This window comes from Micromonospora coerulea (assembly GCF_016598485.1).
Lineage (GTDB): Bacteria > Actinomycetota > Actinomycetes > Mycobacteriales > Micromonosporaceae > Micromonospora > Micromonospora coerulea.
Window position 1 is genome coordinate 341,456 of sequence record NZ_JAEMUW010000002.1, and the last position, 20,493, is coordinate 361,948.

Consider the following 20,493-nt stretch of genomic DNA (forward strand, 5'->3'; position numbering starts at 1 on the left):
AGTCGCGAAAGGAGAACAGGCATGAGGTACCTTCGCAGTCGGACTCCACTGCTGACGCTGGCCATGTTGGCCGTGGTGGTGGCGCTGAGCATGGCCACCTATCTCGTGGTACGGCCGTCGCCCACGGATCAACCGCAGCTGACCCTGGGTGCCGCCAAGGGCGCCGGTGGCCCGACGCGCGGTGCCATGGGCTACAGCTATCAACGGTCGACCGGCCCGGATCGCACCGAGATCCTGGACTCCTCCGGGCAGCCGGTCGCGGTCATGACCGATGGCGCGCGGACCGCGCACATCTACGGCCCGTCCCGAACCTTCGAGGATCCCCGCTTCACCGATGCCAAGATCGAGAACAACGTGTGGGTCCGGCTGGCGCCGCAGGCGTGGCACGCCGGTGCCGAAGGTGAGCAGTGGTTCGTCGACTGGCTCAGCGCCGCCCGCAACGACCGCTCGCCGGACGTGCTGGCGATCGCGTTCGAGTACGTCGACGGGGCCCCGGTGAAGAAGGACAACCAGGGACAGCAGTATTCCGGTGACGCGTCGTTCGGGCCGGTCGACCCGATGGACCCCGATGGTCGGCAGGAGCGCTCCGACTTCTTCGACTACCTGGGCCTGCCGTGGTCGTTCCTCGACGGAAAGGCGGGGGTGCCCGAGCCGCAGCGCGCGCTCTCCCTGGACTGCTCCGGCTACCTGCGCATGGTCTACGGTCACCGGCTCGGCTATCCGCTGCGGGGCACGAACACGCCCGGGGAGGGCCTTCCCCGCCGGGCGTTCGCGATGGCGGAGTTCGGACCGGGCGTCCAGTTGATGCCCAACTCGGGTCAGCGGGCCCGGGGGATGGACCGCCTGCTCCCCGGCGACCTGGTCTTCTTCAACGCTCAGCCGATACCGACGGGCCAGATCGATCATTCGGGTATCTACCTCGGCGTCGATGACGGCGGGCATCACCGGTTCATCTCCAGCCGCTCCCAGACCGACGGTCCGACCATGGGTGACCTCTCGGGGGCACCCCTGCTGGACGGCACCGGCTACTGGCCGGACCGGTGGCGCACCGCCCGCCGGCTCTGAGCCCATCGAGCGGCGCGTCCGGGCGGCTCAGTCGATGGCCACCCTGAGGGTTGGCCCGGCGGTGAGGGCGTCGCTGCCGACGAAGGCCAGGTCGACGGTGGTGTCGGTGAAGGTGATCGGGCTTGGCTGCGTGGCCGGGATGCCGTCGGGTAACGGCAGGTTCGGCGTCAGGATGATGTCGATGCCGACCATCCGGCCGGCGAAGCGGGTCGTGTAGAGGGCGACGTTCCCCTGCAGGGTCATTCGATCGGCCGCGAAGAGCGGTGTCCGGTCCGCCGGCCCGGTGGAGCGGAGCAGGAAGTCGTCGACGACCGCCTGGTCCATGGTGAACTTCAACGCCCTCAGGCTGCCCTCGGCGGTGGGCAGGTCCACGATGCCGTCCAGGCGCAGCCCGGTCATGGTCACCGCCGACCCGGTCAGCTTCCAGCGGCTTCCCGCGACCAGCGGCTGCGTCGGGTCGGCGGCGAGCCACGGCCACCCCCGCCGCACCCCGCCCCCGCCGCTCGGCGGCAGAGGCGCGGTGGCGCAGCCGGTATCGGGAGCCGGGGGCTCGGGGGCGGCCCACGCGTGCGCCGAACCGGCCGGGGCGCAGGCCTGCGCCGGCTCGGGGGCGGCGAGCGCCACGGCGGCAGACAGGCCGAGCAGCCCGAGCAGCACCGTGAAGAGCCGATCGGACTGCCCGGGCATCCTGGGAGCCGCCGACCCTCCGGCTCGCCGGGCCGCCCAGCACGATCGGGTCGACGGTGCGGAGGTTAACATTGTCGCCCTCCCCGGCGCCGTCGCCTCGTCACACCCGGCGGACGCGCGCCGCGCCAGCCGCGGCCCGGCGCGTCCGACATCAACTCTTCGACGAGGGCCGGCTGCCCGGGAGCGGGTTGCCGGCTGTCTCCCGGTCCAGCAGGTCAGGGTCCGCACCGCCCGTCCGCGTGTCCCGCGCCGCGGGCTCACTCTCGGCCGACTCGTCACGCCCGTCCTCGGTGTCGGTCGGTCCGTCAGGTGCGCCCTCGTCGGGAGCCGGCTCGTGCCGCTCACTGCCGTCGGCGGCCGACCCGCCACTTGGCGGGACGGTCGGAGCGGCCCCCGGCACCCAGGCGAAGCCGAGTGCGCTGCCCACCGCGCCGAGCATCAGACCCAAAAAGAAGCCGCCGAGGTTCACCCCGATCAAGGAGAAGAGCGCGGTCACCGCGGCGACCACGGCGTAGAAGATTCGCTGCTGCGGCTTGAACCAGATCAACAGCCCGCAGGTCACCAGGATGGCGGGTATCAGCCAGGACAGGAAGCCGGTCGGCCCCATCTGGAAGGTGAGACCACTGAGTGACATCTGGGTCGTGCCGAAGATTTCCAGACCGGCCAGTGCGGTGAGCAGGCCGCCCCAGAACGGGCGGGCCCGTCGCCAGCGGCGAAAGCCGTACCACCCGACCCAAGGGCGGTCGCGGCGTGGCAGCTGGACAGTCGTCACATCGTGCCTCCTGCCGGTTGACGGGACAGGGCTCACGGGGGTGCTCTCCGCGAGCCCCGCGGTCAGCTCAGAAGCATTCCTTGGCGGCCGACCCGACGTTGACCTTCAGCTTCAGTCCGGTCAGGTTGAACCTGCCCGCGTGGGTGGAACGGGCCACCTGTCGAAGGTTCTTGATGTTTACTGCATCGGCCTGCTGGCCGAAGGCCTTCCGCTCGCCTGTCGCGCCCGGAGGGCCGCCCTGGAGGGTCGACGCGTCCTGCCCGATGTTGATGTTCTCGAACACGACGTCGCCTTCCAGCGCCTCCGCCTCGATCAACAGGTCCTTCGCGGTGGCGGGTCTGCCGCCCCCACCGGCGGTGAGGGTGAGCACCACCGGGACCCCGGGTGTCTTCACCGACTGGCAGAGGTCGAACAACTCTGCCTTCCGGATGCCGGTGACGGCGACCGGATGCTTCGTCCCGTCAACCTCCTCGGCGACGCCCCCGAACTGGACGAAGCCCTCACCGCGCAACTCTGAGGCGGAGACCTTGAACGTCTGGCCGGAGACCGCGAACGAGGCCGCCATCGCCCCGTTCGACATGCCGAACACGATCGCGCCCGCGATGGCGGCGATGGGCACCAAGAGGGCGAGGAAACGCCCCCAGCGCGTACGACCCGGGTTGCCGGACACATCCTGCACGATTCCTCCTAGGGTGGACTTCGCGCGGGTGGACGGACGGGACGGGACGCCTCGCGTCGGGTCTCGTCGCTCGTTCCTGGGTAACGATCGGGCAGTCGTGGTGCGCCCATGCAGCGCACGTCACATTGCGTGACCCACTCCACGCTAACATGAGCCCGACTCAGGTTTGCGGATTGCCGCAGACAGGCACGGCGGAACGAGTCGCCAGAACAACCACCCAGGCCCCGCATCTCCGAAGCCGCCCCAGCTCCCCTCCTACTCGGGTATGCTGCGCCGTTTTCGCGGACCCCGACCGGGTAACCGGCTGGTGAGCGCCCGAGAGCCCGGGAGGATCCGGGACCGACCGGAGGCGGACGACCTCCGGCGCACCACGGGCGATCTCATCCCAACCGTGCTTGCGTCTCCGGTCCATGGAGGCGCCAACCGATGGGAGCTTGACATGAAGGCAACGCTCAGCCGGAGTCTGTCCGTCGGTCTCCTGGTCACCGGCACCATCCTCGGTCCGGCGACCACCGCCCAGGCCACTCCCGCACATAGCGGGCCGGTCAACGCGGTCCGGCCCGCGCCAACCGACGCGGGCAAGCGGGTGCTGGCGCACGACTACCAGCGCCAGCCGAACTCCTATTTCTGCGCCCCGGCCGCGACAAGGATCGCGCTGTCCACGCAGGGCAAGATCCTCAGTCAGCAACAGGTCGCCAATAAGCTGGGCACCACCAAGGCCGGCACCAGCTCCGCCAACGAGACCACCCGAGTTCTCAACGACGTGACCGGCGGGGGGTACGAGACCACCGAGATCAACGGCCCCACCGCCCAGGCGCAGCAGGTCGAGAAGCTGCGCGCTGACGTGGTCGAGGCGATCGACGCCAAGCGCGGTGTGGTAGCCAACATCACCGGCACGGCGGTCGACACCGAAGGCGCCGCGCACACGTACCCGGAGGGGCACTACCTGACCATCATCGGGTACCGCAACGGCGGCGAGACGCTGCAGATCGCCGATCCGTACGCCCGGGACGGGCACTACTGGATGAGCGACCAGAAGGTCGCCGACTGGGTCGCCGAGCGCGGCTACTCCAGCTGACCCCACCCACGGCCGCTGGCCGGGCTCCCATGAAAGGGTGCCCGGCCAGCGGCCGTCCGCGCCGGCTTTTGCTGGCCGGACCTCGGCCAGGGTGGCCGGAACGCCGTGCCGTTCAGGGCACCTGCCGACGGTGGTGAGGGGTTCTGTCGGTACCCGGATCAGCAGGCACTCCCCGATCCGACGATCGGTCGCTTCGCTGGCATTCCCTGCAACGGCAGCCACTGCCTCAGCGGCGCGGACCAGGGTCGGCTTGCCGCACCAGCCGGGCAGCCCGATCCGGGTACGAACACAATCGACCGCAGGAGGCTGCACAGGGGCGGCACCGGTTGCCGACCTGCGACCGGGTATAGGCCAAGCGGGGTTCTACAGCACCTGTTACGACAGAATCTCCCTGTCCCACGAGTACCCGTTTGAATGGGTATCGCACGGGCAGGCCGCTGCCGGGCGACAGCACCTGACAGACATATTCGGAAGGAATCTCATGCGAGCGACGCTGATGTACGGGGCCGGAGACGTACGGGTGGAGGACGTGCCCGACCCGGTGCTCGAGGAACCAACCGACGCTGTCGTGCGCGTGGTACGGACCTGCGTGTGCGGCAGCGACCTGCACCCGTACCACACCATGCCGGCATCAGCGCAGGGGGCGCCGATGGGCCACGAGTTCCTCGGCGTCATCGAGGACCTCGGCTCCGGGGTGACCGGGCTGAAGCAGGGCGACCTGGTGGTGGCGTCCTTCGCGTTCCAGGACAACACCTGCGCCTTCTGCCGCGAAGGTGTGCAGACCTCCTGCCGCCACGGCGGGTTCTTCACCACCGCCCAAGCCGAGTTCGTCCGCGTCCCCCAGGCCGCCGGCACCCTCGTCACGCTGCCGGTGGAAGAGGACTCGCCGCTGCTGCCGTCGCTGCTGACCCTCGCCGACGTGTACGGCACCGGGTACCACGCCGCCAAGCGCGCCAACGTCAACCCGCGCACGACCGTCACCGTCATCGGCGACGGCGCGGTCGGCCTGCTCGCGGTGCTGTCGGCCAAGCAGCTCGGCGCGGGGCGGATCATCCTCATGGGACGGCACAAGGCCCGCACCGACCTCGGTGTGGAATTCGGCGCCACCGACGTCGTCGCCGAGCGCGGCGAGGAGGGCATCGCCAAGGTCCGCGAGCTCACCGACGGCGACGGCACCCACACCGTGCTCGAGGCGGTCGGCCACCGGGAGGCGTACGAGCAGGCCCTCGGTGTGGTCCGCGCCGGAGGGGTGATCAGCCGGGTCGGTGTTCCACAGTACGACGAGGGGCCGATCGGGTGGGGCCTGTTCGGCGGCAACCTGACCCTGACCGGCGGGCCCGCGCCGGTGCGCGCCTACATCGACGAGCTGCTGCCCGCGGTGCTCGACGGCACCGTCCAGCCGGGCCGGGTGTTCGACCGCACCATCGGTCTCGACGAGGTGCCCGACGGGTACCGGGCGATGGACCGCCGCGAGGCCCTCAAGGTCCTGGTCCGCCCCTGACCGATCACCCGTGGTGGTGACACTCCCCCGCTTCGAAGGGCCGGGCGCGGCGTGCCGTCTCATGCTCGTCGCGCCCGGATCCAACCGCCTAGCAGCACGAAGGAGACCACCGATGCCCGGTTGGACACCAGACGAACTCACCAGCATCGCGCAAGCCGACGAGCTGGACCTCACCTCCGAACGCCGTGACGGCAGCCTGCGCCATCCCGTCACCATGTGGGTGGTCCGCGACGGCGACGACCTGTACGTGCGCTCCATGCACGGGACCTCCGGCGCGTGGTTCCGCGGCACTCAGACCCGCCACCAGGGCCACATCCGCTCCGGCGGCGTCCACAAGGACGTCACGTTCGTGGTCGACACCGACCCGGACCTCAACGACCGGATCGACGACGCCTACCGCAGCAAGTCCCGACGGTACGGAGCGGACATCGTCGGCGGCGTGGTCAACCCCGGATCCCGCGCCGCGACGATCCGGCTCGTTCCCCGCTGACGCAGGCCCTCGCCCATCCTTGCTACGGGAGGCAGGCGCCGCCCCGCCTGCCGACAGCGCTCACGACGATCCCTTCGGCATCAAATCATCAGTGCCCCAGAGCCCGCCGGACGTCGGCGTACCGGACGGTCTCGCTGGCGATCAGGGCGGCGAGGATGCCTGCCAGGACGGCGAGTGCGACCAGCGGCGGCAGGACCGCCGCGGCCGGTAGCCAGGCCAGCAGCACGGCCATGGTGACCAGCCGGCCGACGTGCACCGCGTACCGCAGGCGGTTGGCGAACAGCAGGTGCCCGGCGAGGTACAGCGCGGCTCCGCCGCAGAGCGCGGCGGCGTAGAACCAGCCCAGCGGGTGATCCCCGGCCGCGTGGGCGAGGACCAGGTGCACGCAGCGCACGACCAGATAGGCGGTCAGCAGCACCAGCGGACCGTTGAGACCGCCGGCCTTGTCATGCCAGGCCTCGGGGATGGTCAGGTCGACGACGAACAGCGCGGCCATCGCCACCGACATACCCACCCGCAGCAGGGCCTGATCAGCCCGAGCCTGGTTGCCCAGCCACGCGTACCCCGACCACGTCCACCACAACAGGGCGAGCAGCAGCAAGCCCTGCGCGACCCGTGCGCGGTGTGGGCGCCCGCCATGTAACTGGTGACCCGGGTGACGGCGAAGACGTACCCCAGGTCGAACAACAACTCGAACCGGGTGACCGGCTGACCCTCACCCGTGGGACTGACCGCGCCGAAGAACCCACGCCGCCCGCTGCCGCCCGCGGACACGCCGCCCGTCCCTCCCCTCCAGCCTCGGCCCGCCACGGGCCGGCGCCGCCGGCATCTGCACCGCCGGACTCGCCAACACTCTAAGCAGCAGACAGACGGAAGCATCGGTAGATGGCCACCACCGGGCAGGGAGGTGCTGACCGACGCGCACCGCAGATTCACTGGTTCGTCCGGGCGAACAAGGCCGCGGCGCGCCACCGCTTTGCGGGGAGGTTGTCCGTCCAGCGGACGATCAAGGAAAGGGGAAGTACGCACTCCCTTCCACTCTCAACATATACCGCACCGGGGGACTTGCCGCAAGACCCGGGTCGTGCCGCAGAATTGCCGGCCGAGGCCAGAACCTACGGAATTGGGAGCCGCGAAATGCGTGTGTTCTTGTCGACGATCGGGTCGCGCGGGGACGGGGTTTCATGCTGACGTGCATGGTCTTCACCCAAGCGGAACTCGACTACCTGGCCACGCAGCGCATCGGGCGGCTGGCCACCGTCTCGCCCGACGGGCAGGTGCAGAACAACCCGACCAACTTCTTCGTCGACGCCCGGCACTGGCACGATCGTCATCGGCGGGGGCGCGCTGGGCTCGTCGAAGAGGTTCCGGAACGTCCAGCAGGGCAGCACGGTCGCGTTCGTCGTGGACGACCTGGCGACGGTCGATCCGTGGGCGCCCCGAGGCATCGAGATCCGGGGCACGGCGGTCGCGCTGACGGACCAGGAGCCGCCCCTGCCGTACCTCTCTCGAGAGATCATCAGGATCACCCCTACCAGGATCATCTCGTGGGCTGAACGGGCCGCGAGCGAGCCGTACGGTGTGAAATCTCGCTAGGACGGGCTACCCAGGCCTGAGCGGGGGGATGGCGACGTAGCACACGGGGTGGAGCGGGCCTGGGCAGGCCGCTCGCCATGCTGTCGCGCCTGGACCGGTTGGGTGACTGCCGGTCGTGGTCATGCTGTCGTCCCCGCACCGCCCGCCGCACCCGCTGCCGGACCGGCCGTTCCCGCCGCGACGCGATCGACAACCGGGTGCGGTGGGACCTGGACGCCCAGAACTATGACGCGCTGTTCGACGCGGCGCTCAACATCCACCGGACGTCCATCGGCCCGCCAGCGGTGGACAACGTCCGCGACCACGTCTTGGGCCGCGCGACGACGCGTACGCGCAGGTCGTCGCGGCCGTGACGGGCGCCGCGTTCCGCACCGCGATGATCCGCCGGGCCACGGCGGGCGACGGCGCCTCCCCGCTCGCCGACCAGGTGGACGAGGCGTTCGCGATGCTCGCCGGCGGCCCGGCCACACCCACCAACACCAAGGAGAGCTGATGACGGTTCAACCCGAGCCGGGCGTGGCCGCTACCCCGGCGGCGATCGTGACGGACGACCTAGCTGATGACGTGGGCCCTCTGACCAACAGCGTGTTTGACCTTCCCGACCACCTTTCCCCCAAGGCCGACCCGACGCTGATCGCCCGCGACGAGCAGCACTTCGCGGCCATCGCGGAGAGCCTCGAGCAGTCGATCACCGACCTGTCCGACCGCCTCGATGCCGAGCGCAAGGCGCCCGGCGGCAAAGGCCGGCAGGCGGTGGTCCGGGACATGGAGATCCGCCGGCTGACCGCTCGCCTGCGCGCCCTGCGTCGCTTCGGTCTGGACCTGTGCCTCGGACGCATGGTCGGCGGGGACGGCTCCGAGCCGGTGTACGTGGGACGATTCGGCCTTACGGACAGCACCGGTCGTCGGCTTCTGCTCGACTGGCGCTCCCCCGCGGCTGAGCCGTTCTTCGGAGCGACCCACGCCAACCCGATGGGTCTGGCAAGCCGCCGCAGGTACCGCTGGACGCGCGGTCGCATCACCGACTACTGGGACGAGGTGTTCACCCCGGACGGGCTTGAGGCGCACGCCGCGCTCGACGACCAGTCCGCCTTCATCGCCAGCCTGGGCAGCAACCGGTCGGGCCGGATGCGAGACGTGCTCGGCACCATCCAGGCCGACCAGGACGCCATCATCCGAGCGGGATCCCGCGGCGCTCTCGTCGTCGACGGCGGTCCTGGTACGGGGAAGACCGTCGTCGCCTTGCACCGCACCGCCTACCTCCTCTACTCCGACCCTCGTCTCGGTCACCGCCGGGGCGGGGTGCTGTTCGTCGGTCCGCACCAGCCCTACCTGGCCTACGTCTCCGACGTCCTTCCCAGCCTCGGAGAGGAGGACGTGCAGATCTGCACCCTGCGGGACCTCGTGCCCGAGGGCGCCGCGGCAACCATCGAGACCGACCCGGACGTGGCCCGCCTGAAGTCGTCGGCGGACCTGGTGAAGGCGATCGAGGCGGCTGTCCGGTTCTACGAGGAGCCGCCGGCCAAGGGAATGACGGTCACGACCGGCGAGTCCGACATCTGGCTGAGCGCCGACGATTGGGCCGAGGCGTTCGAGGCGCCGGGACCCGGTACCCCGCACAACGAGGCGCGTGACGAGATCTGGGAAGAGCTGCTCACGATCCTGATGGAGAAGTACGACGGCGATGAGCCGGAGGACCTGGTCCGCAGGTCGCTGCTACAGAACAGGGAACTGCTCACGACCGTCAACCGCGCCTGGCCGCTGCTCGAAGCGACCGACCTCGTCGCAGACCTGTGGTCGGTGCCCGCCTATCTGCACAGGTGCGCTCCCTGGCTCAGCCCCGACGAGGTTCGGAGGCTACAGCGCGGCAACGCCCAGGCCTGGACAATGTCCGACCTGCCGCTGCTGGACGCGGCACGGCAGCGGCTCGGCGACCCGGAGGCGTCACGGCGTAAGCGCCGGCACGACGCCGCCGTCGCCGTCGAACGCGAGCGCATGGCCACGGTCGTCGACGACCTGATCGAGGCCGACGCCTACGACGACGGTGAGGGTCTGCTGACGATGCTGCGCCAACAGGATCTGCGGGATGCCCTGGTCGACGAGGCCGCACTGCCCAGCACCGAACCCGACCGGCTCGCCGGCCCGTCGCGCACATCGTCGTGGACGAGGCCCAGGAACTGACCGACGCGGAGTGGCAGATGCTGCTGCTCCGCTGCCCGTCCCGGAGCTTCACCATCGTCGGGGATCGCGCCCAGGCCAGGCACGGGTTCACGGAGTCGTGGCCGGAGCGGCTCGAGCGGATCGGGCTCGACCGGATCAACCTGGCGTCCCTGAGCATCAACTACCGGACGCCGGAAGAGGTCATGGCGGAGGCCGAGCCGGTCATCCGGGCCGTACTTCCGGACGCCAACGTGCCGACCTCCATCCGCAGCAGCGGGGTCCCCGTCGTACACGGATCTGCTTCTGATCTGAGCTCGATCCTCGACACCTGGCTCGCCGCGCACGCCGACGGAATCGCCTGCGTCATCGGCGACCCCACCTTCGGGGCGATGCCCCGCGTCCGGTCGCTGACCCCGGAGCTGTCGAAGGGGCTCGAGTTCGACCTGGTCGTCCTCATCGACCCAGAGGCGTTCGGCAAGGGCATCGAAGGAGCGGTCGACCGCTATGTCGCAATGACCCGAGCGACCCAGCAACTCGTCATCCTCACGAGCTCCTGACAACGTGCCCGCACCAGACACGGTGCCCGACGAGACCGCCGACAGGAGGAGTCTGCGCAGTGAGCGGTCGTGAGCAGCAGGTGTCAGTCACAGATCAACGCGTCGAACTCCGGCTCGCTGACCAATCTCGGCTCTGCGCCAGGCTCCCGCACGAGGATCTTCCCAACGGAAAGGTGCTCCAGGTCGTTCAGCGTGAAGCGGACATACACGACGGACCAGGAGTTGTCCGTGGTCCAGCCGCGCAAGGTGAAGGTCCGTTCCGGCGACATCGCCTCGGGTGGCCGCTCCGCGGTAACGCCCGCGGCGGATGTTGCCCCCAACGGCCAGGTCAGCGCTTGGGTCACGGTCGAGTCGGTGAACTCTCCCATCTCCCCACCACGGCGGCGTGCGGGTTGTCGGATCCCCCTGACTCATCCGACCACAGCGTCGCCCCGTCCAGCGGGTGCTTACAGGTGCGCAACACGCCGAGGGCGTTGCCGTTCTCGTCAAGGGTGACGCCCGCGAATCCGTCCCTCGGGACGGTGCAAGACGACAGCAGCATCGCAAGTGTCGCCAGCGCCATGGCGACGATCATGATCCGCTTCGGTCGGCATCCGCCCATGGCAGCAGTATCGCCACGCCGGCAACTCGTGCCCAGTGGTCCTGCCCCTTCCAAGGCTGAACCGTTACGTCCTGATCGACAGCTAGTGCTCTGACCACAAACGTTGGCGGGGTTGGTCGGGGTTGGGGAATTGTCGTAGGGCTGGTGTTGGCTTCGGTTCGTGCCTCGCCGTCGGGATCCCGCCTTGCCGCGGGTTGTGCATCGCACCGCGCGTGTCGCGTTGCGGGTGACGCCGGGGCAGCGGCGGCGGTGTTTCGGGCTGCTGCGCTCCGCCGGTGATGTGTGGGCGTGTGTGTTGGAGGTCAACGGGTGGCGGCGCCGGCGGCGGGACGCGCCGCTGTCCGGCTATCAGGAGTTGTGCCGCGAGCTGTCCGCGTCGGGGCCGGGCACGTTCGGGGAATTGGACTCGACGGGTGCGCGGTCGGTGTTGCGCCGGTTCTCCGATTCGTGGTTCGCGGCGGCGAAACGCCGCAGCGCCGGTGACCTGTCGGCGCGGTTCCCCCGTCGGCGGCGGGGGTTGGTGCCGGTGCGCTGGTATCACGGCACGTTCACCCTCGACGGCCGCCGGGTGCGGATCCCCACCGCCAAGGGCACTGCGCCGTTGTGGGTGCGTCTGGCGCGCGACGTGCCGTATCCGGTCGAGCAAGTCCGCTCGGTCACGCTGCTGTGTGAGGGTGGCCGGCTGTTCCTGGACGTGACCGCTGAGGTGCCGGTGGCGGTCTACCCGCCCGGCGACGAACCGGACCCGGCCAGGGTGGCCGGGGTGGATCTCGGGATCATCCACCCCTACGCGGTGGCCGGCCCCGACGGGGAGGGGTTAATGGTGTCGGGGCGGGCGATCCGCGCCGAGCACCGCATGCACCTGGCCGACACGAAAGCCCGCCGCCGTGCTGTCGCCCGCCGGGCCCCCAGGCCAGGGCAGAAGGGGTCCCGGCGGTGGCGGCAATACCGGCGTCGGGCGCGGCTGGTGGAGGGCCGGCACCGGCGGCGGGTCCGTCAGGCCCAGCACGAAGCCGCCCGCAGCGTCGTGTCGTGGGCGGTGCGGCAGCGGGTGGGTGTGCTGCACGTCGGCGACCCCCGCGGGGTGTTGGAGATTCCTGCGGGTCGGCGGCACAACCTGCGGTTGCGGCAGTGGCAGATCGGCCGGCTCCTGCAGGTCCTCACCGACAAGGCCACCCTCGCCGGCATCGCCGTCCGGCTGGTCGACGAACGCGGCACCTCGTCCACCTGCCCCGCCTGCCACCGCCGGGTACCGAAACCCCGCGGCCGGACCCTGTCCTGCCCGCACTGCCGCTTTTCCGGGCACCGCGACCTGGTCGCGGCCGCCAGCATCGCCACCCGCACTCCGGGTGGTGGACCCACCACCCCGACAGCCGTCGTGCTGCCGGAGGTGGTCGAGCACCGTCGAGCCGGCCGGCACCTACCCGGTGCCGGGCGGTCCCGGCGTGACCCCCGCCGCCCACCCCGGGCGGCGCGAGGATCAGTTGGCCCGCGCAGGCCCGCCCCACCACCCGATGGGGAGTCGCTCGCCCAACAGGCGAGGATCCACAACACCCACCGCAAACCCGGTGAACGTTAGTGGACACCGCACTAGGCAGCGACGCCCTCATCTAGGCAACACCAGACCGAACGCCTGAAGTGGCCGTACGCCGCCGACCAGCCCGGCCATCGGTCAACGGCGTCCGTGCAGCGGGGCCACGATCGAGGGGTCAGTGATCCGGGCGTCGTCGGCAAGCAGAAACGCCTTGCTGAGGATCAGCGCGAGCCGGTCGTCCTCGAAGGGCAGGAAGACCGGCTCGTGCCGATCGCGCCGCCGTTGCCGACAGCCTTGAGCTGCGTGCGGTCTTTGCCACCTTCGCGGCTGCCCGTGGGACGAGCATGGCGTAGGCGATGCCGAAGGCGAGGCTGGCCAGCAGTGCCAGGGGCAGGGAGATGTCGTCGATGGGCCGGAAAATCTGCCAGTGGGTGAGATAGATGTAGATGGAGCTGGTGGCCAGCGCTGCTGTGGCGCGGTTGAGCACCGGAAGGCTGGGTAGGTCGGCTACCCAGATCATGAGCAGAAGGCCGGTGACGATGACGCCCTCGCGTCCGACGTCCCCGAAGAACATTGGCACGGTGGCGATGATCGCGAGTGTCACGAGCAGTTTCCGGCCGGTGGTGGTGGCCTTCGCCGCTGCCCAACCGCGAACAGCCAGAACACGACGACCGGGGTGGGCAGTTCGACACCGGGTACGAGCTGGTAGCGCGATATGAGCCCGAGCGACTTATCGACCTCGTCGGTTTCGCCGGGTACGGCAAGCGGATGCCCCACCAGCTGTCCGGTGGACAGCAGCAGCGGGTGGCGGTTGCCCGCGCCCTGGCACCACGCCCACCGCTGATCCTGCTCGACGAACCGTTCACCGCACTCGACGCCAGCCTGCGCGCGGAACTACGCACCGACGTGCGCGCCGCGCTGCGCGCAGACAACACCACCGCCGTCCTCGTCACGCACGACCAGACCGAAGCACTCTCCATCGCCGACCAGGTCGCCGTCATGTACGACGGCAGGGTCAGGCAGACCGGCAGTCCTTCCGACCTCTATCACCGGCCGGCCGACCAATGGATCGCCGCCTTCGTGGGCGACGCCAACCTCGTGGACGCCACCGCCCACGGCAGCACAGCCGAGATGCGGCTTGGCACCATTGCCCTCGCCAGCTCGCACCAGGGGGACGTCACCCTCCTGATCCGGCCTGAGCAGCTGCGCCTGAACGACGCTGCCGCGTCGGGTGTATCCGCAACGGTCCGTCACTACCTGTTCCACGGCCACGACGCCCTCCTCGCCCTCCAGCTGCCCGACGGAACACGAGTGACCGCACGGATCCTGGATCAGCCAACCGACTATCCGCCAGGGGCACACGTCCGGCTCACCGTCCGCGGGACCGCCTACGTGCTACCTGGACCCGCCCTTTCCCGTTGACCACGGTAGGGACCATTCCGGAGGCGGGATATCATCGCGCCGTGGCGATTGATTGCACCTCGAGGCTGACCCCTGCCGTGGCGCTGTTCCGGTCGCTCGGCGACCCGACCCGGCTGGCTGTTCTGCGCCGGCTGGCGTACGGGGAGGCGCGAGTGGTGGACCTGACCGGCGAACTGGGATTGGCGCAGTCGAGTGTGTCGAAGCATCTGGCGTGTCTTCGTGACTGTGGCCTGGTCGACTACCGGGTGGAGGGCCGCCAGTCCTTCTACACCCTGACTCGGCCGGAGCTGCTGGACCTGCTGCGCTCGGCGGAACAGCTCTTGGCGGCCACGGGTGAAGCGGTTGCCCTGTGCCCGGTCTACGGACCTCCCGTCGACACCCCGGCCGAGGTGAGCGCGTGAGCCTGTCGCTGCTGACCCCGGAGCGTCGGGCGGTGCTGTCCCGGCGCAGCCTGTGGCTCGCCTACGCCACCGCCGGTTACAACCTTCTGGAGGGCCTGGTCGCGATCGCCGCCGGCGCGGCGGCCTCCTCCACGGCCCTGATCGGCTTCGGCCTGGACTCGTTCGTCGAGGTGTCCAGCGCCGCCGTGCTGATCTGGCAGTTCCGCTCCCGGGTGCCCGAAGACCGGGAACGGCTCGCGCTGCGGCTCATCGGCTTGTCGTTCTTCGCCCTGGCGGCCTGGGTGACCTTCGACGCCGTTCGCTCGCTGCTTGCCGGCGGGGACGCTGACGCCAGTCCTGTCGGCATCGGCTTGGCCGTGGCGTCGCTGATCGTGATGCCGCTGCTCGTGGCCGCCAAGCGGCGCACCGGTCGAGAACTGGGCTCGGTCACCGTCATGGCCGACTCGACGCAGACCATGCTCTGCACGTACCTGTCCGCGGTGCTACTTGTCGGCCTGGTCCTCAACGCCGCGTGGGGTTGGTCGTGGGCCGACCCGATCGCCGCGCTGGTCATCGCCGGCGTCGCGGTCAAGGAAGGCGTGGATGCCTGGCGCGGCGAGCACTGCGACGACTGCGCACCCCTGCCTGCCGCTGGCGCAGGCACCGGCCAACCCGCGGACTGCGTTGACGGCTGCTGTACCGACGGGAAGGCGTGACGATGCCTCCGGCTTGCTGGCTCGCTGTCTCACCAGCCGTCCTCACCGCAACTTCGTGACCGGCCGAGCGAACTGAGGATGCCGCCCGACGATCAGGAGTGGTCGGGAGGGACCACAGAGGCGGCGGCCGTCACGGTCGGTCGTTCCCGCGATCGATTGCCCGGTGGGCGAGCGTGCTTCCCGATCGGCTGGTGATGCCGATGGCGGCCAGCGCGCAGCAGGCGGCGACGGCGCCCAGGAGAGGCTGGTAGCTCCCGCTTGTGTGGAGCAGAGCTGCGGCGGCCAGGGGTGCGGCGGCTTTGGCGATGGTGACGGGGGCGGCGAGTCGTCCGGCGATGGTGGCGTAGGCGCTCGTGCCGTAGCGCTCGGCGAGGAGCGCGGGAGTGGCGAGGCTGGTGATGCCGAAGCCGAGTCCGAAGCCGACGACCGTGATGACGGCGCCGGCGCGGGTGCCGGCGAGCAGCGGCATGGCGAGGACGGCCACGGCCTGGATGGCGAAGACAACGGCCACGATGGTGGTGACGGGCAGCCGTCGGCGGGCGCCGGTGAGAACGAGCCTTCCGGTGACCGACAGGAGGCCGAGCAGGCCGGCGACGGCGGCCGCGAAGGTGGCAGGGTGGCCTCGGCTGGCCAGGTAGCCGACGAGGTGGACGGTGATGGTGCTGGTGGCCGCCCCTTGGGCGATGAACGTGGTGGCCAGGATCCAGAATCTGGCGTCACGCATCGCGGCCTTGACGATCGCGCGCCGCTGGTGGTGGTCCGGCCGGGTCGGGACGTCCGGTGCCGGCGTCGCCGGGGCGTGCGGGGGCCGGCGCACGGTCAGTGCGTGCAGGGGCGCGGTGAGCGCGCCGTGGACGGCGGCGAGGACGAGGAGGGCGCCGCGCCAGCCGAGACGTTCGGTCAGGAGGCCGGTCAGCGGCATGAAGATGGTGCTGGCGAAGCCGGCCACGATCGTGACCGCGAGCAGGGCGGTGGCGCGCCGGTCGGGGGTGAACCAGGAGACGATGACGGCGAAGGCTGGCTCGTAGAGCACCATCGCGCCGGTGATCCCGATGCCGATCATGACGGCGTAGAGCTGCCGGAGGGTGTGGACCTGGGACCAAGCCACGAGCAGGGCGGTGGCGGCGAGGGAGCCGCAGGTCATGAGGGCGCGCCCGCCGTGGTGGTCGAGCCACCGTCCGACGGGGATGGCCATGAGTGCACCGGCGAGGACGGAGGCGGTGAGCGCTCCGGTGAGGGCGGTGGTGGAGGCGCCGAGGGTGGTGGCCATCGGGTGCAGCAGAACCGCGTAGGCGTAGTAGAGGGTGCCGTAGCCGACGGTGGAGGTGATGGCGAGGGCGGCGACGATGCGCCAGCCGTGCGGATGGTGCCCGTCGACCGCGGGGTCGGCGGGCACCATCGTGGGGTTGCTGGTCATCAGCTGCCGCAGCAGCCGCCGGCCTGACCGCCAGCGGGTGCGGCGTTGAGGGTGATGAGGTTCAGCGGTGCGGCGAGCAGGCCGCCGGAGATGCCGGTGGCCAGTCCCTTGCCGGCCGGTTCGAGGCTCGGGGCGGGGCCGCAGCAGCTGTCGCCGCCGGTGGAGTCGGCGGGGTTGCTGTTGCAGACTCCGGTTCCGGGCAGGTCGAGCTGGACGTCGCGGGCCGCCTGCCAGTCGCCGGCGAGGGCGGCGACGACGGAGCGGACCTGCTCGTAGCCGGTGGCCATCAGGAACGTCGGCGCCCGGCCGTAGGACTTCATGCCGACGGCGTAGTAGCCGGCCTCCGGGTGGGCGAGTTCGTCGACGCCATGCGGCGGGACGGTGCCGCAGGAGTGCTCGTTGGGGTCGATCAGCGGCGCGAGGGCGCGGGTGGCGCCCATGACCGGGTCGAGGTCCAGCCGGAGTTCCGCGGCGATGGAGTGGTCCGGGCGGAAGCCGGTCGCGGTGACGATGCGGTCCACGGTGATCGACTCTTCGCCGCCGTCGGTGTGCCGCACGACCACGGCGAGCCGGTCGCCGGTCGGGGTGAGGGCGTGGACGGAGAAGCCGGTGAGCAGCCTGATGCGGCCGGCGTCGACGTGCTCGCGCAGCCGCGAGCCGAGCGCGCCGCGCGCCGGCAGGGCGTCGGCGTCGCCGCCGCCGTAGGTACGGGCCGGGGACGCGGACCGGATCGCCCAGGTGACCTCGGTGCTGGGCTCGGCGGCGGCCAGCTCGGCGAGGGAGAGCAGGGTGTTGGCGGCGGAGTGACCCGCGCCGACGACGAGGGTGTGCCGGCCGGCGAACCGGTCCCGGTCCCCGCCGAGCACGTCCGGCAGCGCGTGCTCCAGGTAGGCAGCGGACTGCCTCTCGCCTCGGGCGGGCAGGCCGGACGAGCCGAGGACGTTCGGGGTGCCCCAGGTGCCGGAGGCGTCGATGACCGCGCGGGCGAGGATCTCGTCGCCGTCGGCGAGGCGGACCAGGAACGGGGCGGAGTCGCGTCCCGCGGTGCGGAGCCGGTCCAGGCCGAGACGGCTGATCGCCTCCACGCGGGCGCCGTAGCGAAGGCGCGGCTTGAGCTGCGGCAGCTCTGCCAGGGGTTGGAGGTAGTCGTCGACGAGTTCCGCGCCGGTGGGCAGGGCTTCCAGGTCGGGGGCGACCCAGCCGGCGTCGTCGAGCAGCCGCCGGGCGGCCGGGTCGATGTTGTACCGCCACGGGGAGAACACGCGCACGTGACCCCACTGCCGCACGGCGGCGCCGGCGGTGTCGCCGGCCTCCAGGACGGTGAACGGCAGGCCGCGCTCGTGCAGGTGCGCGGCGGCGGCCAGGCCCACCGGACCGGCGCCGATCACCACGACGGGCAGGTCGTCAAGGGCACTCATCGGACAACTCCTCTTGTCTTGAAAACTTTCGAATCAAATCTGGATGCAGGCCCGCTTCGGGGCCAAGGGTTGGTCAGGTGATGGTGGGGCCGCGCCGTTCGAGCAGGACGACGTCGCGCCATCGGCCGTGGTGGCGGCCGACGCGTTCGCGGGTGCCGATGATCCGGAAGCCGGCGCGCTGGTGCAGGGCGAGGCTGGCGGTGTTCTCGGGGAAGACACCGGACTGGATGGTCCAGATGCCGGCGGCTTCGGTGGAGGCGATCACCGCATCGAGGAGCAGCCGGCCGGCGCCTCGGCCCTGCGCGGCGGGGTCGACGTAGACGGAGTGCTCCACCACGCCGGCGTAGACGGCGCGGGTGGAGGTCGGTGAGACGGCGATCCAGCCGATGACCCTGTCGTCGCCGTCGACGGCCACGAAGCGGTACGCGGGCAGCTTCCCGGCGTCGAACGCCGCCCAGTTGGGTGCGGTGGTCTCGAAGCTGGCGTGCCCGCCGTCGAGGCCCGCCTGGTAGATGGCCAGGACCCGGTCGGCGTCGTCGGCCGTCATGGGGCGGACGGTGAGGTCGACCATCAGAAGGCTCCGTTCGGGTTGGGGGCGGGTCGGCCCATGACGACGTCGGCGGCCGACGGGAAGCAACCGACGCAGGCGTCGTTGATGCGGTAGTGGCGGGCCGTGCCGACCGGTTCGACGAGGACGAACCGCACCTCGGTGAGGATCTTCAGGTGTTGGGAGACGGTGGACTGGGCCAGGCCGACCGCGGCGACGATCTCGCCCACGCTCATCGGCCGGGCGTGGCGGGCGAGGTATTCGACGATCTGCACCCGGGTCGGATCCGCGAGGGCCCGGAACCACGACGCGTACGTCTGTGCGGTCGCCCGGTCGAGCAGCTCGTCCACATCCGCCTCCTTCTATCGTCTATCGCCGATTTACGATGGAAGTGTAGCGGGCGCCGGCACCGCGAGGCAGGCGGTGGCGACAACCAGGCGGGCGATCGCCCGGAGCGTGTCCGGATCGACGCGGTCCGGGGTGTCGGCGGGGCTGTGGTAGCCGCCCATGCCGGCACCGATGCCCACCGCCGGAAGGCCGGCGGCGGCGTAGCGGCGGTTGTCGGAGGCGACCGGTCCGGCGGCGAGGGGGACGCCGGTGTGCCGGCCGGCCTGGTCGAGCAGGGCGAGCAGCGCGTGGGCTGGCCCGCCAGCCTCAACCGCGGCGGCTTTGTCGAGCAGGCCGGCGCCGTCGACGTTGATGACCAGGGGGTGAGCGTCGCTGGCTCGCAGCCGCCGGCTGTGGTGGGCGGAGCCCAGCGCGCCGACCTCCTCGGCGTCGAGCAGCGCGACGCACAGCCCCACCCCCGGGGGCCGTGCGGCGGACAGGATCCGGGCGGCTTCCAGGACCACGGCGACGCCGCTGGCGTTGTCCGCCGCGCCGGGCTGGCGCAGGTCGGGGTGGTCGCCGACGCCGTCGTAGTGGGCGGTCAGCAGCAGGTCGACCCCGCCCGGTGGCGCCGGGTGGAAGGTGGCGTGGATGTTGGTGCCGGTGACGTCGCGACGGCGCAACGGGGTGTTTCCGCTCAACCAGCCCCTACCGGTGGGGGCGGCGGCGAGGACGGCGCGGTGGGTGTCCGCGCCGAGGGCCAGGATGGGCAGCGGTCCCGGGTCCGGGCCGGCAAGGGTGGTGTACTGCCAGCCGTCGGCGTCGACGGCGCGGCTCACGAGCAGGCCGGCGGCGCCCTGGGCGTCTGCGTAGGCGTCGAACAGGCTCATGCCCGTGGGCACCACCAGCCAACGGTGCGTCGGGTCGCCGCTCCCGGCCACGCCCAACGGGCCGCGCCTGACCTCGTTGGCATCGCAGGAGGCCGAGTGGACCGCGACCTGCCGGCCGAAGACGAGCAGTGTCGAGGCGGAGCCCTCGCCCCACACCACGGTCGGCGCCGCGTACACCTCGGGCACGGCGCGTACCGGGAATTCGTCGGTGTCGACCGTGGCGCCGAGCGCGGTGAGGTGGCCGGCGAGCCAGGCACGGGCGGCGGCCCCGCCGTCCGTGCCGACCCGCCGGCCGGTGAAGTCATCCGAGGCAAGGGTGGTAACAGTGGCGGCCATCCGCCCGGCTGACACTCTCGCGAGGATCGCGTCCACGCCGGCTGATCCCGACGGCGGGGTCATCCGCAGCACCCCTGACCCGCGTTCACGGCTTCGGTCTTCGGCTCGGTACCGCAGCAGGAGCCCGCCGCTTCGGCGGCCTGTGCGGTGCCGCAGCACGGTCCCGCGGTCAGCGCCTCGCCGGCGGGCGGGAGGATCGAGCCGACCGCCTGGGCCGGGCTGCCGCAACAGGAACCGGAGCCGGTCACGGCCAGGGCAGCGGCCGGATCGCCGGCGAACCCGCCCGTCGTCGCGGGGGCGGTCTGGGTGTTCTCACTCAT

Annotated in this window: 23 protein-coding genes and 3 pseudogenes; 12 read left to right on the forward strand and 14 right to left on the reverse strand. The window is 71.0% G+C overall.

The window, feature by feature from the left end:
* Positions 1–21: 21 nt before the first annotated feature.
* Positions 22–1,065 (forward strand): NlpC/P60 family protein, encoded by a 1,044-nt coding sequence (locus I8N68_RS03965; RefSeq protein WP_200207728.1) that lies wholly within the window; start codon positions 22–24, stop codon positions 1,063–1,065.
* Positions 1,066–1,092: 27 nt separating this feature from the next.
* On the opposite strand, the gene I8N68_RS34160 is transcribed toward I8N68_RS03965, so the two are convergent.
* The 3 genes and pseudogenes from I8N68_RS34160 to I8N68_RS03980 all read right to left on the reverse strand — a co-directional run bounded on the left by I8N68_RS34160 (position 1,093) and on the right by I8N68_RS03980 (position 3,203).
* Complete coding sequence (locus I8N68_RS34160) at positions 1,093–1,752, reverse strand: hypothetical protein (RefSeq protein ID WP_200207730.1); 660 nt, start codon at positions 1,750–1,752, stop codon at positions 1,093–1,095.
* 304 nt (positions 1,753–2,056) lie between these two features.
* A pseudogene (locus I8N68_RS03975) lies at positions 2,057–2,503 on the reverse strand (DUF6114 domain-containing protein); the annotation flags it as partial.
* 88 nt (positions 2,504–2,591) lie between these two features.
* Positions 2,592–3,203 carry a DUF6230 family protein gene (locus tag I8N68_RS03980; RefSeq protein WP_200207732.1) on the reverse strand — a complete coding sequence of 204 codons (612 nt, stop codon included), beginning with the start codon at positions 3,201–3,203 and terminating at the stop codon, positions 2,592–2,594.
* 439 nt (positions 3,204–3,642) lie between these two features.
* On the opposite strand from I8N68_RS03980, the gene I8N68_RS03985 reads away from it, so the two are divergent.
* The 3 genes from I8N68_RS03985 to I8N68_RS03995 all read left to right on the forward strand — a co-directional run bounded on the left by I8N68_RS03985 (position 3,643) and on the right by I8N68_RS03995 (position 6,272).
* Positions 3,643–4,281, forward strand: coding sequence for a C39 family peptidase (locus tag I8N68_RS03985; RefSeq protein WP_200207734.1), 639 nt, complete (start codon positions 3,643–3,645; stop codon positions 4,279–4,281).
* Between the two features lie 481 nt (positions 4,282–4,762).
* On the forward strand, positions 4,763–5,782 hold the full coding sequence (locus I8N68_RS03990; protein ID WP_200207741.1) for an alcohol dehydrogenase catalytic domain-containing protein: 1,020 nt from the start codon (positions 4,763–4,765) through the stop codon (positions 5,780–5,782).
* 112 nt (positions 5,783–5,894) lie between these two features.
* Positions 5,895–6,272: a DUF2255 family protein gene (locus tag I8N68_RS03995; RefSeq protein WP_200207743.1), complete on the forward strand. Its 378-nt coding sequence runs from the start codon at positions 5,895–5,897 to the stop codon at positions 6,270–6,272.
* A gap of 88 nt (positions 6,273–6,360) precedes the next feature.
* On the opposite strand, the gene I8N68_RS33520 is transcribed toward I8N68_RS03995, so the two are convergent.
* Complete coding sequence (locus I8N68_RS33520; RefSeq protein ID WP_307812595.1) at positions 6,361–6,657, reverse strand: low temperature requirement protein A; 297 nt, start codon at positions 6,655–6,657, stop codon at positions 6,361–6,363.
* Positions 6,637–6,888, reverse strand: a pseudogene (locus tag I8N68_RS33525) (low temperature requirement protein A); the annotation flags it as partial. The pseudogene I8N68_RS33525 and the gene I8N68_RS33520, both read right to left, overlap by 21 nt.
* Before the next feature lie 731 nt (positions 6,889–7,619).
* Between I8N68_RS33525 and I8N68_RS34165 the strand changes: the two are divergent.
* The 4 genes and pseudogenes from I8N68_RS34165 to helR all read left to right on the forward strand — a co-directional run bounded on the left by I8N68_RS34165 (position 7,620) and on the right by helR (position 10,585).
* Positions 7,620–7,868 carry a PNPOx family protein gene (locus I8N68_RS34165; protein ID WP_372433674.1) on the forward strand — a complete coding sequence of 83 codons (249 nt, stop codon included), beginning with the start codon at positions 7,620–7,622 and terminating at the stop codon, positions 7,866–7,868.
* 77 nt (positions 7,869–7,945) lie between these two features.
* Positions 7,946–8,221 carry a hypothetical protein gene (locus I8N68_RS04010; protein ID WP_200207747.1) on the forward strand — a complete coding sequence of 92 codons (276 nt, stop codon included), beginning with the start codon at positions 7,946–7,948 and terminating at the stop codon, positions 8,219–8,221.
* Positions 8,218–8,361, forward strand: coding sequence for a hypothetical protein (locus I8N68_RS04015; protein ID WP_200207749.1), 144 nt, complete (start codon positions 8,218–8,220; stop codon positions 8,359–8,361). The genes I8N68_RS04010 and I8N68_RS04015 overlap by 4 nt, the downstream gene beginning before the upstream one ends.
* Positions 8,362–8,441: 80 nt before the next feature.
* Positions 8,442–10,585 (forward strand): annotated as a pseudogene (helR, locus tag I8N68_RS04020) (RNA polymerase recycling motor ATPase HelR).
* 83 nt (positions 10,586–10,668) lie between these two features.
* Here the strand turns inward: helR and I8N68_RS04025 are convergent.
* Together I8N68_RS04025 and I8N68_RS04030 are read right to left on the reverse strand one after the other, a co-directional pair.
* Entirely contained in the window at positions 10,669–10,953 is a 285-nt protein-coding gene (locus tag I8N68_RS04025) for a hypothetical protein (protein WP_200207752.1), read from the reverse strand.
* A complete protein-coding gene (locus tag I8N68_RS04030) occupies positions 10,926–11,159 on the reverse strand; it encodes a hypothetical protein (RefSeq protein WP_200207754.1) in 234 nt (77 codons plus the stop codon). Before I8N68_RS04030 ends, I8N68_RS04025 begins: the two co-directional genes overlap by 28 nt.
* Before the next feature lie 253 nt (positions 11,160–11,412).
* On the opposite strand from I8N68_RS04030, the gene I8N68_RS04035 reads away from it, so the two are divergent.
* Positions 11,413–12,765: an RNA-guided endonuclease InsQ/TnpB family protein gene (locus I8N68_RS04035; protein WP_307812596.1), complete on the forward strand. Its 1,353-nt coding sequence runs from the start codon at positions 11,413–11,415 to the stop codon at positions 12,763–12,765.
* Positions 12,766–12,858: 93 nt separating this feature from the next.
* On the opposite strand, the gene I8N68_RS34460 is transcribed toward I8N68_RS04035, so the two are convergent.
* Positions 12,859–13,158 carry a DUF7737 domain-containing protein gene (locus tag I8N68_RS34460; protein WP_443673257.1) on the reverse strand — a complete coding sequence of 100 codons (300 nt, stop codon included), beginning with the start codon at positions 13,156–13,158 and terminating at the stop codon, positions 12,859–12,861.
* Between the two features lie 159 nt (positions 13,159–13,317).
* Here I8N68_RS34460 and I8N68_RS04045 point away from each other — a divergent pair, with 159 nt between their 5' ends.
* From I8N68_RS04045 to I8N68_RS04055, 3 genes are read left to right on the forward strand one after another with little or no spacing between them, the layout of a single operon-like run.
* On the forward strand, positions 13,318–14,142 hold the full coding sequence (locus I8N68_RS04045) for an ABC transporter ATP-binding protein (protein WP_307812566.1): 825 nt from the start codon (positions 13,318–13,320) through the stop codon (positions 14,140–14,142).
* 41 nt (positions 14,143–14,183) lie between these two features.
* Positions 14,184–14,543, forward strand: coding sequence for an ArsR/SmtB family transcription factor (locus I8N68_RS04050; RefSeq protein ID WP_200207760.1), 360 nt, complete (start codon positions 14,184–14,186; stop codon positions 14,541–14,543).
* Positions 14,540–15,238, forward strand: a complete 699-nt coding sequence (locus I8N68_RS04055; protein ID WP_200207768.1) for a cation diffusion facilitator family transporter — start codon at positions 14,540–14,542, stop codon at positions 15,236–15,238. The genes I8N68_RS04050 and I8N68_RS04055 overlap by 4 nt, the downstream gene beginning before the upstream one ends.
* A 130-nt stretch (positions 15,239–15,368) precedes the next feature.
* On the opposite strand, the gene I8N68_RS04060 is transcribed toward I8N68_RS04055, so the two are convergent.
* The 6 genes from I8N68_RS04060 to I8N68_RS04085 form a co-directional block, all read right to left on the reverse strand.
* Positions 15,369–16,655, reverse strand: a complete 1,287-nt coding sequence (locus I8N68_RS04060; RefSeq protein ID WP_200207770.1) for an MFS transporter — start codon at positions 16,653–16,655, stop codon at positions 15,369–15,371.
* On the reverse strand, positions 16,655–18,073 hold the full coding sequence (locus I8N68_RS04065; RefSeq protein ID WP_200207772.1) for an FAD-dependent oxidoreductase: 1,419 nt from the start codon (positions 18,071–18,073) through the stop codon (positions 16,655–16,657). Before I8N68_RS04065 ends, I8N68_RS04060 begins: the two co-directional genes overlap by 1 nt.
* Before the next feature lie 73 nt (positions 18,074–18,146).
* Complete coding sequence (locus tag I8N68_RS04070; protein WP_200207774.1) at positions 18,147–18,644, reverse strand: GNAT family N-acetyltransferase; 498 nt, start codon at positions 18,642–18,644, stop codon at positions 18,147–18,149.
* Positions 18,644–18,970, reverse strand: a complete 327-nt coding sequence (locus I8N68_RS04075) for an ArsR/SmtB family transcription factor (protein WP_200207776.1) — start codon at positions 18,968–18,970, stop codon at positions 18,644–18,646. Before I8N68_RS04075 ends, I8N68_RS04070 begins: the two co-directional genes overlap by 1 nt.
* Positions 18,971–19,000: 30 nt before the next feature.
* Positions 19,001–20,236, reverse strand: a complete 1,236-nt coding sequence (locus tag I8N68_RS04080; protein WP_200207778.1) for a M28 family metallopeptidase — start codon at positions 20,234–20,236, stop codon at positions 19,001–19,003.
* Positions 20,233–20,493, reverse strand: coding sequence for a hypothetical protein (locus tag I8N68_RS04085; RefSeq protein ID WP_200207780.1), 261 nt, complete (start codon positions 20,491–20,493; stop codon positions 20,233–20,235). The genes I8N68_RS04080 and I8N68_RS04085 overlap by 4 nt, the downstream gene beginning before the upstream one ends.

What these genes read in the sequence shown, in the direction of transcription:
- I8N68_RS04070 (WP_200207774.1), bottom strand. Translation starts at nt 18,644, where the DNA reads ATGGTCGACCTCACCGTCCGCCCCATGACGGCCGACGACGCCGACCGG.
- I8N68_RS04060 (WP_200207770.1), bottom strand. Translation starts at nt 16,655, where the DNA reads ATGACCAGCAACCCCACGATGGTGCCCGCCGACCCCGCGGTCGACGGG.
- I8N68_RS04030 (WP_200207754.1), bottom strand. Translation starts at nt 11,159, where the DNA reads ATGATCGTCGCCATGGCGCTGGCGACACTTGCGATGCTGCTGTCGTCT.
- I8N68_RS04010 (WP_200207747.1), top strand. Translation starts at nt 7,946, where the DNA reads ATGCTGTCGCGCCTGGACCGGTTGGGTGACTGCCGGTCGTGGTCATGC.
- I8N68_RS04080 (WP_200207778.1), bottom strand. Translation starts at nt 20,236, where the DNA reads ATGACCCCGCCGTCGGGATCAGCCGGCGTGGACGCGATCCTCGCGAGA.
- I8N68_RS34160 (WP_200207730.1), bottom strand. Translation starts at nt 1,752, where the DNA reads ATGCCCGGGCAGTCCGATCGGCTCTTCACGGTGCTGCTCGGGCTGCTC.
- I8N68_RS03990 (WP_200207741.1), top strand. Translation starts at nt 4,763, where the DNA reads ATGCGAGCGACGCTGATGTACGGGGCCGGAGACGTACGGGTGGAGGAC.
- I8N68_RS03965 (WP_200207728.1), top strand. Translation starts at nt 22, where the DNA reads ATGAGGTACCTTCGCAGTCGGACTCCACTGCTGACGCTGGCCATGTTG.
- I8N68_RS03995 (WP_200207743.1), top strand. Translation starts at nt 5,895, where the DNA reads ATGCCCGGTTGGACACCAGACGAACTCACCAGCATCGCGCAAGCCGAC.
- I8N68_RS04025 (WP_200207752.1), bottom strand. Translation starts at nt 10,953, where the DNA reads ATGGGAGAGTTCACCGACTCGACCGTGACCCAAGCGCTGACCTGGCCG.
- I8N68_RS04085 (WP_200207780.1), bottom strand. Translation starts at nt 20,493, where the DNA reads ATGAGTGAGAACACCCAGACCGCCCCCGCGACGACGGGCGGGTTCGCC.
- I8N68_RS03985 (WP_200207734.1), top strand. Translation starts at nt 3,643, where the DNA reads ATGAAGGCAACGCTCAGCCGGAGTCTGTCCGTCGGTCTCCTGGTCACC.
- I8N68_RS04065 (WP_200207772.1), bottom strand. Translation starts at nt 18,073, where the DNA reads ATGAGTGCCCTTGACGACCTGCCCGTCGTGGTGATCGGCGCCGGTCCG.